We start from the raw sequence: 14,425 nt of genomic DNA, 5'->3' as shown, positions 1-14,425 counted from the left end.
ACCGAGAACAGTCAAGGAAACACGACAACCCCACAGAGCAAAAGGGTTGAGATTGTCGTGTCTCGATTTACTGACCCGGGGTGCCGGGTAGCGTTCTGCAAAACGCCTCATCGGCGGGTGGCGCCTGATTCGGATACGTATCCGGAAGCACCTTGACCATCGTCGTTTCGACAACGCCGTCCGCGTACTCAGCTTCGAAGAACTCGGCGCTCCAACCCACCTTGGGAGCGCGGAGAGTCGTCTGGACGTCCATTGAGGCCGGCAATTGTGCTGCGGTGTAGCGCACGCCGCAGTTGTACCTGAAGTCCCGGGCCTTCGGGTTGTGGGCTGTCCACTGAGTCGTCCTGATCGGCATTTCGGACAAGGTCAGGTGCAACTTGGTCGATGTGGCGTCCAGGCGTTGTTCCTGTGACTTTAACCTCGGTGCGGTGTTGCCGGTCTGCCGCCGCTTGATATAAGGAATCAGGTTCGCTTCAACAAACGCCCGCACATCGTGGGCGGAATTGGGAATGACCCGAAGTGTATTGTCACCCGGCAGGTCCGGAAAATACTGGCGTGAAGCATCCGGGATGAAGAAGTCATCGCCACTGGCGTTGACGATGTATTTCGGGATCTTCAAGCGGTCGGTGTAGCCGGACAGATTCCGATAGGTCATCGGATCTTCGACCTGCATCAGCTTCTTGAACGGCTCGCTCTTGCGTTGGGCGATCACGCCTTGCAAGTAGTAGTCGATGTACGCCAGTGGCCAGTTACCGCCGTAGGCCAGAAACGTCTGGTCGAACACTTTGTCCGTATTCAAGACGTCGATGACAAACGGCACGATGCTATCGACGCGTGAGTCCGCAAGGGCGGACAGCCATACCGCCCAACCGCGTTTCGATGCGCCGGTGGCAAGAAAACTTACCACCTGGCCTGGCGGCGTTTCCTTTTGCGCCAGGTCCATGGCCTTGACCAGCGCTTCCATCATCGGCACATGCAACGACATAAAGGGCTGTTTTTCCGGGACCTGCATGAATAGTTTCCAGCTGTGGGCAACGCTGCCATCTTCTGTCCGAGGCACGTCGTCATCGCTGTAGGTCAAATACTGGTTAGGGACATTGCTGACAGCCACTACGATCAAACCGGTTTGCCGGGCAATGTTGAGCAGTGTTTGCTGCGAAAAGTTGTTGGGTGCTCCCGGAGATTCACCGGGCAAAGGGTTGTTGACGCCGTCGTTGGCGACCAGCACGGCACGCGTACCCTTGACGTTGTCGGGAATGTACAGGTCGACCCCATGGGTCCAGTCTGCCGGGGCGACTTGACCGCCCTGGCCCCAGGACTGTGACGTCAGTTCGAAGCGCCGGATGTTGACGCCGGGCTGTTGCTCTTGTCCCTTACTGATGTAGCGCAGCGGTTGCGTCGCTTCGGCTTTGCGATAGCAGCTCAATACTTCGCTGAACGCCTGTCCGCTCTGTTCAAAGCAGTGCTGGGGATTGTCGGAAGAGGCTGACCGGCAACCATATCCGGCGATGAGCATCAGTAATAATCCGCTGATTTTCAAGTAACGTGCGTAGCGTTCGGTTCGACTCGGCATGGACTCGGTTCCTTATGAGTGGGATCACCGGTCCAATCAAACGCCAGGCGGGCGGCCTTTTCTACTGTCAAACTTGACAGGTCAGAGCCCAAAAACGCCGAAAAATGCAACCTTACGTCGGTTTATGCAGAAAAGTGGTGGGGCCAAGATGCCCAGTCAACTGTCTCAGGCCAGCATGCCTTTGACCTTGTCGCGCAACTGATCAATCGAAAACGGCTTGCCGATAACTGACATGCCTGTGGGCACATCAATGCTTTCGGCATAGCCGCTGGCAAACAGAATCGGCAATTCAGGACGAAGCATCCGCGCCTGGGTAGCCAGTTCACGGCCGTCCATCACCGGCAAACCAACGTCTGTCATCATCAAATCGATGTACTGATCTTCATCGTTGAGAAACTCCAGCGCCTTTTCACTGCCATCGGCCTCGAGCACCTTGAACTCGAGTTCCTCCAGCACATCGACAATCAGCATGCGCACGATGGCGTCGTCTTCGACTACAAGGATGATGGACGCGTTGACGGGCATGGTGGGGGGTCTCAGAGGTTGAATTCGCGGTTGTCGGTCGATCGAAATCGCCGGGCTCTTGCTTGAGTAAGTGACGGAACCCGACAAGTTCCCGCGCGGTAGAAAAAAGAATAGCCGCACAAGTGCTGGCAAGGATAACCGCTCCTTTGCGCTGGAGCAGTGGAATGTAGGATTTTGCTCGAAAAGGTGTCAGATAATTGGATCAATGTGCCACTTTTGGGGCAAACTCCTTGGTTTTCAACAGTTCGACAAGGTCTCCCCCATGACATCCGCGTCTTCGGTTGATGAGCAACGATTCCGTAAACTCCTGAGCCGCAACGTCAGCCTGCCGTTGGGTGTCGGCGTGCTCAGTGCAGTGTTCTTTGTTTCGCTGATCACTTACCTGCTGTCGGTGACCCAGTGGGTCGAGCACACCGACCGGGTGATCAATAACGCCAATGAATCGATCAAGCTGACCGTCGATCTGGAAACCGGTATGCGCGGCTTCCTGCTCACTGGCGACGAGCACTTCCTTGAACCCTACGAAACGGCAAAGCCGCGAATCGCTGTCGCCCTCAATACCTTGCTCGAACTGACCGCGGACAACCCGGTGCAGACCGACCGTCTGCACCGGCTCCAGGCCTTGCAGAATGAGTGGGCCACTTACGCGCAGGCATTAATTGACTTGCAGCGATCCAGCGGCGATTACCGCAGCACGGTCAAGGCCGGGCGCGGCAAGCGGCTGACCGATGAGATCCGCAAGCAATTCGAAGACGTGATCGACATGGAGCAACAGTTGCGCACCACGCGCAACGAGGAAGTGCGCCGCACCACGATCTGGAGCATCAGCCTTTATCTGTTGTTCATCGCCGGGATCAGCGCCTTGCTGGCCTACATTGGCCGTCGGGACTTGCTCAACCTTTCACAAAGTTACAGCGCCAACCTCGCCGGGCAGCAGGCCAGTGCCCAGCGTCTGGAACAGCAGGCCTGGCTGCGCAATGGCCAGACTGAACTGGCCGAACAAGTGCTGGGGCAACTGTCGCTTAACCTGCTGGGCCGCAACATTCTGCAGTTCTGCGCGCAGTACCTGGGCACCGCCGTAGCAGCCATTTATGTCCGCGAAGAACATGGGGGTCTCAAGCGCATTGCCTCTTACGGTTTCTCCCGCGAGCAGGAAGCGCGCGAACAGCAGATTTACAGCGATGAAGGCATTGTCGGCCAGGTAGCGCACCAGGCTCGCTTGATCCGTCTCGATGACGTACCGAGCGGTTATTTCAAGGTCAGCTCCGGCCTGGGCGAAGGTCTGCCGCATAGCGTGCTGGTGGTGCCGACCAGTGACGACGATCGGGTCAACGGTGTGATCGAACTGGGCTTCCTGCGCCCGCTGACTGATCGCGATGTCGAATTGCTTGAGCTGATTGCCGGCAACATCGGCACGTCCATCGAGGCCGCGCGCTATCGCCAGCGCTTGCAGGAAGTGCTGGCCGAAACCCAGCAGCTCAATGAAGAGCTGCAAGTCCAGCAAGAAGAGCTCAAGACCGCCAACGAAGAGCTGGAGGAGCAGTCGCGGATTCTCAAGGAATCTCAGGCTCATCTGGAGACCCAGCAGGTCGAGCTTGAACAAACCAATGAGCAACTCGCCGAGCAGGCGCAGATCCTCGCCGACCAGCGCGACGCCATGGACCTGAAAAACAGCGAGCTCAATCAGGCCCAGACCCAACTCGAAGAACGCGCCGAAGAGTTGCAGCGCTCGAGCAAGTACAAGTCTGAATTCCTCGCCAACATGTCCCACGAATTGCGCACGCCGCTGAACAGCTCGTTGATCCTGGCCAAGTTGCTGGCGGAAAACCCCCAGGAAAACCTCAGCGCCGAGCAGGTCAAGTTTGCCGAGTCGATTTACTCCGCCGGCAATGATTTGCTCAACTTGATCAACGACATTCTCGACATTTCCAAGGTCGAGGCCGGCAAGCTTGAGATGCGACCGGAGAACACCAGTGTCGCCCGTCTGGTGGATGGCTTGCGCGGGATGTTCCAGCCCTTGGCGACCGACAAGAAACTGGATTTCCAGGTCGAGGTGCAAGCCGGTGCGCCGATGATGATCTACACCGACCGCCAACGTCTGGAGCAGGTCATCAAGAACCTGCTGTCCAACGCGGTGAAATTCACCGAAAAAGGCACGGTCAGCCTGACGGTCGCCAGCCAGCCCAGTGACGGAATCGCCTTTATCATTCGCGATTCGGGGATTGGCATTGCCGCGGATCAGCAGGACAGCATTTTCGAAGCCTTCCGCCAGGCCGATGGCACCACCAATCGCCGTTACGGCGGCACCGGCCTGGGCTTGTCGATTTCCCGCGATCTGGCCGCCTTGCTCGGCGGTTCCATCAGTGTCACCAGTGAGCCGGGGCAGGGCAGTGTGTTCACGCTGGTTTTGCCGCAGCAATACGTCGAACCGGGCGAGAATCCTGTCGAGCCGATGAGAGCCGCGCCGGTTGCCATTACGCCGAGAGTGACGCCTGCCGCGCTGGTACCGCTGATCGCCGAAGTTGAAATTCCGCGTTTCGACGACGATCGCACCAAGGCGCCATTCGCCACTCGTTGCATTCTGGTGGTGGAAGACGAGCCGAACTTTGCCAATATCCTTTATGACCTGGCCCATGAGCTGGGGTATCAGTGCCTGGTGGCGCACGGCGCGGACGAGGGTTACGACCTGGCCAGGGAATTCATCCCGGACGCCATTCTGCTGGACATGCGTCTGCCGGATCATTCCGGGTTGACTGTGTTGCAACGCCTGAAGGAGCACGCTGAAACCCGGCACATTCCGGTGCATGTGATTTCGGTGGAAGACCGGGTCGAAGCCGCGATGCACATGGGCGCCATCGGTTATGCGGTCAAACCGACTACCCGCGAAGAACTCAAGGACGTGTTTGCCCGCCTTGAGGCCAAGCTGACTCAGAAGGTCAAACGCGTCCTGCTGGTCGAAGACGATGATCTGCAGCGCGACAGCATTGCCCGGCTGATCGGCGACGATGACATCGAGATCACTGCCGTTGGCCTGGCACAAGATGCCCTGGACCTGCTGCGCACGACGATTTTCGATTGCATGATCATCGACCTGAAGCTGCCGGACATGCTCGGCAACGACCTGCTCAAGCGTATGTCCACGGAAGATATCTGCTCGTTTCCGCCGGTGATCGTCTACACCGGGCGCAACCTGACCCGGGACGAAGAGGCCGATCTGCGCAAGTATTCGCGCTCGATCATCATCAAGGGCGCCCGCTCGCCCGAGCGTTTGCTGGATGAGGTCACACTCTTTCTGCACAAAGTCGAATCCAGGTTGTCCCATGAACGCCAGAGGATGCTCAAGACCGCGCGCAGCCGCGACAAGGTTTTCGAGGGTCGCAAGGTGCTGCTGGTGGACGACGATGTACGCAACATCTTCGCCCTCACCAGTGCTCTGGAGCAAAAGGGTGCAGTCGTGGTCATTGGCCGTAACGGCCGTGAAGCGATTGAAAGACTGAATGAAGTCGAGGACATCGATCTGGTGTTGATGGACGTGATGATGCCGGAGATGGACGGTTACGAAGCCACCATCGAGATCCGCAAGGACCCGCGCTGGCGCAAGCTACCAATCATTGCGGTGACGGCCAAGGCCATGAAGGACGATCAGGAGCGCTGCTTGCAAGCGGGCTCCAATGATTACCTGGCCAAACCCATTGACCTGGATCGCCTGTTCTCACTGATTCGCGTGTGGTTACCAAAAATGGAACGCATTTAGTGGAACGCAATTTTTCAGTGGAGCGAAATAGCGAAATCGAAATTCGCTTGTTGATCGAGGCGATCTACCTCAAATACAGCTATGACTTTCGCGACTACTCCGGCGCTTCGATCAAGCGCCGGGTCACTCACGCGTTGAGCCAGTTCGAGTGCACGACCATTTCAGCGTTGCAGGAAAAGGTCTTGCACGACCCGGCGGCGTTCATGCAGTTGCTGCAACTGCTGACGATCCCGGTCAGTGAAATGTTCCGCGACCCTTCGCATTTCCTCGCGATCCGTCAGGAAGTGGTGCCGCTGCTCAAGACTTACCCCTCGATCAAGATCTGGATCGCCGGTTGCAGCACGGGGGAAGAGGTCTATTCGATGGCCATTCTGCTGCGCGAAGAAGGCTTGCTCGATCGCACCATCATCTACGCCACCGACATCAACCCGCGCTCGCTGGACAAGGCCAAGCAAGGGATTTTCTCCATGGAAAATGTCCGCGCCTACACTCATAACTACCAGCAGGCAGGTGGCCAGCGTTCGTTCGCCGACTACTACACGGCGGCTTACGGTTACGCGATTTTCGACAAGACGCTGTGTGAGAACGTGACCTTCGCCGATCACAGCCTGGCGACTGACAGTGTCTTTTCAGAAACTCAATTAATTTCGTGTCGTAATGTTTTGATTTACTTCAACAAAAAGCTTCAGGATCGTGCGTTCGGTTTGTTCCATGAGTCCCTTTGCCATCGAGGATTTTTGGTGCTCGGTAGTAAGGAAACCCTGGATTTTTCGGCTTACGGCAACCAGTTCGAACCGTTGGTCAAACAAGAACGGATTTACCGCAAATCATGAACAGTGCAGCGGATTTGCCTTCTATAGAAGCTATCGTAATCGGCGCCTCGGCCGGCGGTGTGGAGGCGTTGCTGAGTATCCTCAGCCCATTGCGAGAAGGCTTCAAGCTGCCGATCATCGTGGTGTTGCACCTGCCGGACGAACGTCGCAGTCAACTGGCCGAGGTGTTCGCACGGCGAGTCTCCATGCCTGTACTGGAAGCCCGCGACAAGACGCTGGTCGAAGCGGGAACGTTGTATTTCGCGGCGCCGGGTTATCACTTGTCTGTGGAGCAGGACCGCAGTTTTTCCTTGAGCCTGGAAGCCCGCGTGCATTATTCGCGACCGGCCATCGACTACCTGTTTGAGTCGGCCGCCGATGCCTACGGTTCAGCCCTGGCCGCTGTGTTGTTGACCGGCGGCAACAGCGATGGCGCCCGCGGTCTGGCCCAGGTCAAGCGTCGTGGCGGCATGACCATCGTCCAGGACCCGGATGAAGCCCAGGTCGCGACCATGCCTCAGGCGGCGCTTGATATACACCAGCCGGACCACATTCTCCCTATACGCGGCATCGGCCGTCTGCTTGTCGAGCTGGAACGAATCGCATGCTAAGTACTATCCAGGCCAAATTGCTGATCGTCGACGATCTGCCGGAGAACTTGTTGGCGCTTGAAGCGCTGATCAAGCGCGAAGACCGTATCGTCTACAAAGCCTTGTCCGCCGACGAAGCCTTGTCGCTGTTGCTGCAACACGAATTCGCCATGGCCATTCTCGATGTGCAGATGCCCGGCATGAACGGCTTCGAGCTGGCCGAGCTGATGCGCGGCACGGAAAAGACCAAGAACATCCCGATCGTGTTCGTCAGTGCGGGCGGTCGCGAGCTGAACTACGCCTTCAAAGGTTACGAAAGCGGTGCGGTGGATTTCCTTTACAAGCCGCTGGATATCCACGCGGTCAAGAGCAAGGTCAACGTGTTCGTAGAACTGTATCGCCAAAGCAAGGCGATGAAACATCAGGTCGAAGAGCTGGAGCAGAGTCGCCGTGAGCAGGAAGCGTTGCTCAAGCAGTTACAGAGTACCCAGCTGGAACTGGAGCAAGCAGTGCGCATGCGTGATGACTTCATGTCCATCGTCGCCCATGAAGTCCGCACGCCGCTCAATGGCCTGATCCTCGAAACCCAGTTGCGCAAGATGCACCTGGCCCGGGATAACGCCGCGGCGTTCACTCTGGACAAGATGCACGCGATGGTCGATCGCGACGAGCGGCAGATCAAAAGCCTGATCCGACTGATCGAAGACATGCTCGATGTATCGCGCATTCGCACCGGCAAGTTGTCGATCCGACCGACGCGCTTCGACCTGTCGGCGCTGGTTCGCAGCTTGTTGCAGAACTTTGCCCCGCAGGTCGATGCTGCCGAGTCCACGGTCACCCTGGAGGCCGAGCAACCGGTGGTGGGCAGCTGGGACGAATTTCGCATTGAACAGGTGATTTCCAACCTGCTGACCAATGCTTTGCGCTACGGCGCAAAGAGTCCGATCACCGTTAAGGTGTACAGTGAGAGCGGTCAGGCTCGGGTGGAAGTGCGCGATCTCGGGATCGGCATCGGCGAAGAAAACCAGAAGCGTATTTTCCAGCAGTTCGAACGCGTCACGGCCAAACACGCTGTCGCGGGGTTGGGCCTGGGGTTGTTTATTTCCGAGCAGATTGTGGCCGCCCATGGCGGTTCCATTACCGTCGAAAGCCGGATTGGCGAGGGCGCATTGTTTCGCGTTTGTCTGCCGCTGTAGGAAAACAGCCAGATAAACGCAACCTCTGATCGACCCCACGGTCGTATCAGCAGCTATTGACCGAACAAAGGCTTCCCATGAGTGAAGATGCACAAGACGTCGTATTGATCGTCGAAGATGACCCCTCCATTTTGATGGTGCTGTCGGCCTATCTGTCGGGTGAGGGCTACCGGGTGTTGCAGGCCGAAAACGGCGAGCAAGCCTTCGAAATTCTGTCGAGCAAACCGCACCTGGACATGATGATCACCGACTTCCGCCTGCCGGGCGGAATCTCTGGCGTCCAGATCGCTGAACCTGCCGTGAAGCTGCGACCGGAACTCAAGGTGATCTTTATCAGCGGTTATCCGCAGGAGATCCGCGAGACGGACAGCCCGATCACCCGCAAGGCGCCGATCCTGGCCAAGCCGTTCGATCTGGATGTGCTGCAAGAGCTTATGCAGGAAATGCTGTCGTAAGGTGCTTTGCTCCTACAGGGAATGCTGTTCACTTAAGGTTGGGGTACATATCCGTTTCTGCGGTAACGGCGGCTGTCGGTTTCGCTTTTACAGCGAGTCACTTGGAAAAGCCCCAAGTAACCAAGGGCTCTTGCCCCGCCATTCGGTGCCTCGCTTTGGCTCGGCATGCCCTCACTCCGGCATTGCTCCGGGGGGCCGCCGCCATCGGCCATCCATGGCCGGGGGCGGCTACCGCGGCATCCTTGCCGCGGTGCCCCCTGCGCAACGCCTGCGTTCGGCCTCTGGGAAAGGGGCAGTAGATCAAAATCAAAAGCCACAGCCACAGCAAGATCAAAAGATCGCAGCCTCGTTTCACTCGACAGCTCCTACCGGGGAGAGGGGATGCACGCACGCTCCTTACCACTCAACAGGCCGAGCGTTAGCTCGCCTGCAGCTTTTGATCTCGATGCACCGCCCCCTCGAGAGGCCGAGTGGAGGTTCTGCGCAGTGGGCAACCCGGCATGGATGCCGGGTTAGCCGCCCCCGGCCATGGATGGCCGATGGCGGCGGGCCCACGGAGCAGGACCGGAGCGAGGGCATGCCGAGCCTAGGCGAGGCACCGAACGAAAGGGGCAAGAGCGCTTTGGTTACTTTCCGCCGGGCCGCGCAGGCTTTTCGAAAGTGACTCGCTGTAAAAGCGAAACCGCCAGCAGCCGTAACCGCAGAAACGGATATACACACAAAAAACAAAACACCGCTCGGCCCTTGATCCACCGCCCCCTAGCTACGCATGTGTGTACCTGGAAATCCCGACCTTAAGTGAACAGCATTACGCTCCTGCAGGGGGGCGCGTCAGATCCGGATCATCTCCCGCACCTTCGCCGTCAGCAGGTCGAAGGTGAACGGCTTGGTGATCATCTGCATGCCGGGATCGAGGAAACCACCGCGCACTGCCGCATGCTCGGCATACCCGGTGATGAACAATACCTTGAGGTCCGGCCGGTACTGCCGGCCAATTTCCGCCAGTTGCCGGCCATTCATGCCGGGTAATCCAACGTCGCTGATCAACAGATCGATACGCTGCCCGGAATCGAGAATCGGCACCGCGCTGTCGGCATCGCCAGCCTCGACGAAGGCATAGCCCAGATCGCTCAACACCGTACTGACCAACACCCGCACCGCCGGATCGTCCTCGACGATCAGCACCGTTTCGCCATTCCGTGCGAACGGAGCGTGCTGGACGTCCACCGGGCTGTCTTGAGGCACGTCACCGCCGAATCGCGGGAGAAACAGACTCACCGTGGTGCCTTTGCCCACTTCACTGTGAATGGCGACGTGGCCGCGTGATTGTTTGCTGAAGCCATAGATCATCGACAATCCAAGGCCTGTGCCCTGACCGATGGGTTTGGTGGTAAAAAACGGATCAAAGGCCCGGTTGATGGTGCTTTGCGGCATGCCACACCCGGTATCTGTGACGCTTAGCACCACGTAATCACCCGGTTGAAGGTTGCTCTGGGCTTCGGTGAAGCCAATGTCCAGATGCTGATTGCTGGTTTTTACCACCAGTTTGCCGCCATCGGGCATCGCATCCCGAGCATTGATCACCAGATTGAGCAGGGCGCTTTCCAGTTGATTGGGATCGGCTTCGGCCACCCAGAGTTGCTCGTTCAGCTGCATGTCCAGCTGAATGGTTTCGTTGATGCTGCGCTGAAGCAACTCGCCCATCGAAACCACCAGGGTGTTCATCTCCACGGGTTTGGAGTCCAGCGACTGACGCCGGGAGAACGCCAGCAGACGGTGGGTCAGGCCTGCCGCGCGGTTGGCTGAGGTCACGCCCAGGTCAATAAGACTGTCCAGATCGTCGGTGCGCCCACGGGCCAGACGGCGACGCAGCAGCTCCAGGCTGCCGATGATGCCGGTCAGCATGTTGTTGAAGTCGTGGGCAATGCCGCCGGTAAGCTGGCCGACCGCTTCCATCTTCTGCGATTGGCGCAGGGCTTCTTCATTGTGTCGCAGCTGGGCGGTGCGTTCCTCGACCTGCTGTTCGAGGGTTTCGAGGGTGTTTTGCAACCGCAGTTCGCTTTGACTCAGATCGATCAGCCGGTCCCTGGCTTCGTACTGTCGTCGACGTCCGCGCAACGCGGTGGTCACCAGGCTGATCAACGTAACCGGGTGGAAAGGGCGCTCAAGAAAGGTCACGTTCCCCAGCTGTGGGCCGTAGCGCGACGCCGGGTTTTGTTCCGGGCCACCATGGTAGGTCATCAATACTATTGGAAGGTCCGACCAGGCCGGTTGTTGCTCGATCAGGCCGAGCAGCGGTTCAAGGTCACCGCCCAACAAGGCTTCGGAAGATATCAGCAACAAACCTGCCCCTTGCTCCAGTTCACTGCACAACGCCACCAGGTCCCGAGTAATCACCCCGTCATAACCCGCTTCGTTGAGCATCATCAGCGCAATCTGGCTGTCGCGACCCAGCGGCGCGAGAATGATCGCGCGCTCGGACATCGCTTCCTGGGCAATCACGGGCTTCCTTCCTCAAGCAAGGGTTTGCTGGCACCCAGATAAGTGGGAACGCCACGCAATACCCCCTGAAATGCATCCAGCGGTTCACCAATGGTCATGCCCTGAGCGCTGATGCGGTATTCACGAATGGTCGATTCATGGCTGCCCGTACGTTTCTTGATGATCGAAATCGCCCGGCGCACCTTGCCCAGTGCCTCGAAGTAACGCAGCAGGATGACCGTGTCGGCCAGATAGGTGATGTCCACGGGGGCTTGCATGTCACCGACCAGTCCATGCTGGGCGACGGTCATGAAGGTCGCGGCGCCCTGGCGATTGAGGTACAGCAGCAACTCGTGCATGTGCAGTACCAAAGCGTTTTCCTCGGGCATCGCCGCTTGATAGCCATTGATGCTGTCGATCACCACGGTCTTGATATTGCCCTCATCGACGCAGCGACGAACCCGATAGGAAAACTCTCCGGGGGACAACTCGGCTGCGTCCACTTGCTCGATCAGCAGGTTGCCGGTGTCTTGCAGCGCCTGGAGGTCGATGCCGATGTTCTTCATGCGCTCGAACAGCAACCCGAGCTCTTCATCGAAAATAAACAGGGCGGCTTTTTCGCCACGGGTCACGGCGGCAGCGGCGAAGATCATCGAAATCAGCGATTTGCCGGTACCGGCCGGGCCGAGGATCAACGTACTGGACCCGGTCTCGATCCCGCCACCGAGCAAGGCATCCATTTCCTTGATGCCGCTGGAAAGTTGCTGACGGATATAGCGACCGCGATGCTCGGCGGCCACCAGACGCGGAAAAACATGCACGCCATCGCCCATGATGGTGAAGTCGTGAAAGCCACCACGGTACTTCTGGCCACGGTACTTCACCACACGGATCCGTCGACGCTCGGCGCCATAGTTGGGTGTCAGTTCCTCAAGGCGAATCACGCCGTGGGCCACACTGTGCACGGTTTTGTCGAGGGATTCGGTGGTCAGGTCGTCCAGCAACACCACCGTGGCGTCATAGCGCACGAAGTAATGTTTGATCGCGAGGATCTGGCGTCGGTAGCGCAATGAACTTTGGGCCAGCAGACGGATTTCGGAAAGACTGTCGAGCACCACGCGGGTCGGTTTGACCCGTTCGACTACTTCGAAAATCTGCTTGGTGGCTTCGCCCAGCTCAAGGTCCGAGGAATACAACAAGCTCTGCTGATGCTCGGCATTGAGCAGGCTTTCCGGGGGCGTCAGCTCGAAGATGTGGATGTTCTCATCCAGCTCCCAGCCGTGGGACAACGCACCCTGTCGCAGCTCCCGCTCGGTTTCCGACAACGTGATGTACAACGAGCGCTCGCCGGCTCGGGCGCCGGCCAACAGGAAATGCAAAGCGACGGTGGTTTTGCCGGTACCGGGTTCACCCTCCAGTAAAAACACATGCCCGCGGGACAAACCACCGGCCAGGATGTCATCCAGACCTTCGATGCCGGTGGCGGCTTTTGCACTGATCAACTCGTTTGATGTAGACAAAAAATGCCCTCTCATGACTAGGGGAAGCGAGGCAGCAGGCCGTAAGTGCCTGAATGGACTGCCTGTTCTCTTGACCCTTGGCCGAGACGACGAGTTCAACGAAATTTTTGCTGTTGTTAAAGCCCTTGCTGCAAGGCGGGGTCGTCGGGATTGAGTTGTTCAAGTTGCGCCAACAGAATTTGCACGTTCTGTAGCTGGCCGCTTTCTTTCCAGTAGTTGATCAACAATACCCGGGCTTTTCGGTCGGCCGGGTGGCGCTGGACGATCTCCTGCAACTGTTTCTGCGCCGCTTCCAGCTCCTGTTCATCGTGAAGCGTGGTGGCCAGGTCGTAGCGGTAATCCTTGTTGTCCGGCTCCAGTTCCACGGCTTTGGAAAGGCCGAGCAGGGCGAACTCACTTTGCCCGTGATGCAACAGCCAGAGTCCCAGGGCATGTTGCAGGTAGGCCGAGTCGGGCTGAGCCTTTAGCTGCTTGGCCAACAGTTGCCGGGCAGCATCGTTTTGGCCCAGGCGATCCAGCACGTCGATTTGCATCACCAGCGCGGGCAGGTTGCCGGGCGCAAGACGCAAGGTGTTCTGCAGTGCCTGCTGCGCCTCTTTCAATTCGGCATTGTGCAGATGCAGTCGAGCCAGTTGATATTGGTTGTCGGCGCTTTCCGGTTGACTCTTCAGGTCCTGTTCCCAGGCATCGATGGCTTGCTCCAGCGGCCCGAAGTACAAACCGAGGTCGTCCGGCGATAGCCCCAGCAAAGCATTCACGGCGGCATAGCGGACGCGCTGTTCGCCGTCATCGAGTAACGGGCCCAGCAGCAGGCTGCGCTGACCGCTGGGCACCAGACCGCTGATGCTTTTGATCGCCGCGATGCGCACGTCCGGCGACTCATGCTGCAAGTCCGCATCCGCCAGTTTCAGGGCCACGGAGCTCGGGTAGTTGGGCAGTTCGGCATGCAACCAGACGCGGCGCTTGACCGATATATCAGGGCGGCCCAATTGCTGGTAGAGGACCCGCGCTGCGCCCGGTTGGCCTGCGCGCGCCTGATTCAGCGCCTCGCTGTAGCCACGCTTGATCGCCTCCGGCACGGCGGGGGTTGTGCTGCGCAGGGAAAACCAGGCAACGCCGATGGCAAACAGGACGCAGAGGCTGATGAGCAAGTAGCGGCGGGACTGGGGCATGCAGGAATCCGGGAGCTGGCAAGCTGTTGCAAAGGTGCCAGCTTCGGTCAGGCAAGGCTTTGAGTCAAACCCAGACTCAGTTGAATACGTGAGTCAGTCGATTCGAGGCAGACTGGCCTATCAATGATTTTGCCTACAGGTTGCGTCGTAAGCGTACGGGGAATACGCCTTGTGCAGGGTATGCGTGTGGTGAAGACCGTACTCAAGTTAGTGCCGTAGGCCAGTGGCATGGACGTTAGCCCTAGGAGACCAATGGCGTGCAATAGAGCTGGAGATTGGTAGATCGCGTTAGCTAGGCGGCTTGCCTTGAAGGGAATGGCGTTCAAGCAGCCATTCGGTGAAGGAAT

Annotated in this window: 10 protein-coding genes; 5 read left to right on the top strand and 5 right to left on the bottom strand. The window is 58.2% G+C overall.

Annotated features, from left to right (window positions below; all coding sequences use genetic code 11):
* Nucleotides 1-67: 67 nt before the first annotated feature.
* Both CKW16_RS19510 and CKW16_RS19505 read right to left on the bottom strand, forming a co-directional pair.
* The gene (locus CKW16_RS19510) at nt 68-1,573 is read right to left on the bottom strand and encodes a PhoPQ-activated protein PqaA family protein (RefSeq protein WP_095129864.1); all 1,506 of its coding nucleotides are present in this window, start codon (nt 1,571-1,573) and stop codon (nt 68-70) included.
* 165 nt (nt 1,574-1,738) lie between these two features.
* Entirely contained in the window at nt 1,739-2,098 is a 360-nt protein-coding gene (locus CKW16_RS19505; protein WP_095129862.1) for a response regulator, read from the bottom strand.
* Between the two features lie 262 nt (nt 2,099-2,360).
* Between CKW16_RS19505 and CKW16_RS19500 the strand changes: the two genes are divergently transcribed.
* The 5 genes from CKW16_RS19500 (at nt 2,361) to CKW16_RS19480 (ending at nt 8,905) form a co-directional block, all read left to right on the top strand.
* Nucleotides 2,361-5,852 carry a response regulator gene (locus CKW16_RS19500; protein ID WP_095130057.1) on the top strand — a complete coding sequence of 1,164 codons (3,492 nt, stop codon included), beginning with the start codon at nt 2,361-2,363 and terminating at the stop codon, nt 5,850-5,852.
* A complete protein-coding gene (locus CKW16_RS19495; protein ID WP_095129860.1) occupies nt 5,852-6,685 on the top strand; it encodes a protein-glutamate O-methyltransferase CheR in 834 nt (277 codons plus the stop codon). Before CKW16_RS19500 ends, CKW16_RS19495 begins: the two co-directional genes overlap by 1 nt.
* Nucleotides 6,682-7,275: a chemotaxis protein CheB gene (locus tag CKW16_RS19490; RefSeq protein ID WP_095129858.1), complete on the top strand. Its 594-nt coding sequence runs from the start codon at nt 6,682-6,684 to the stop codon at nt 7,273-7,275. The genes CKW16_RS19495 and CKW16_RS19490 overlap by 4 nt, the downstream gene beginning before the upstream one ends.
* Nucleotides 7,269-8,450, top strand: a complete 1,182-nt coding sequence (locus CKW16_RS19485) for a hybrid sensor histidine kinase/response regulator (protein WP_095129856.1) — start codon at nt 7,269-7,271, stop codon at nt 8,448-8,450. The genes CKW16_RS19490 and CKW16_RS19485 overlap by 7 nt, the downstream gene beginning before the upstream one ends.
* 77 nt (nt 8,451-8,527) lie before the next feature.
* Complete coding sequence (locus CKW16_RS19480) at nt 8,528-8,905, top strand: response regulator (RefSeq protein ID WP_008146959.1); 378 nt, start codon at nt 8,528-8,530, stop codon at nt 8,903-8,905.
* Nucleotides 8,906-9,736: 831 nt separating this feature from the next.
* Here the strand turns inward: CKW16_RS19480 and CKW16_RS19470 are convergent.
* The 3 genes from CKW16_RS19470 to CKW16_RS19460 all read right to left on the bottom strand — a co-directional run bounded on the left by CKW16_RS19470 (nt 9,737) and on the right by CKW16_RS19460 (nt 14,078).
* Nucleotides 9,737-11,389: an ATP-binding protein gene (locus tag CKW16_RS19470; protein ID WP_371918042.1), complete on the bottom strand. Its 1,653-nt coding sequence runs from the start codon at nt 11,387-11,389 to the stop codon at nt 9,737-9,739.
* Between the two features lie 14 nt (nt 11,390-11,403).
* The gene (locus tag CKW16_RS19465) at nt 11,404-12,906 is read right to left on the bottom strand and encodes an ATPase domain-containing protein (protein ID WP_095129852.1); all 1,503 of its coding nucleotides are present in this window, start codon (nt 12,904-12,906) and stop codon (nt 11,404-11,406) included.
* Between the two features lie 116 nt (nt 12,907-13,022).
* The gene (locus CKW16_RS19460; protein WP_095129850.1) at nt 13,023-14,078 is read right to left on the bottom strand and encodes a tetratricopeptide repeat protein; all 1,056 of its coding nucleotides are present in this window, start codon (nt 14,076-14,078) and stop codon (nt 13,023-13,025) included.
* Between the last annotated feature and the right edge of the window lie 347 nt (nt 14,079-14,425).

It is taken from the genome of Pseudomonas sp. Irchel s3h14, assembly GCF_900187425.1.
In the GTDB taxonomy this organism is placed as follows: Bacteria; Pseudomonadota; Gammaproteobacteria; order Pseudomonadales; family Pseudomonadaceae; genus Aquipseudomonas.
Note: the sequence above shows the minus strand (reverse complement) of the source record. Positions and strands in the feature narration are given on the sequence as shown.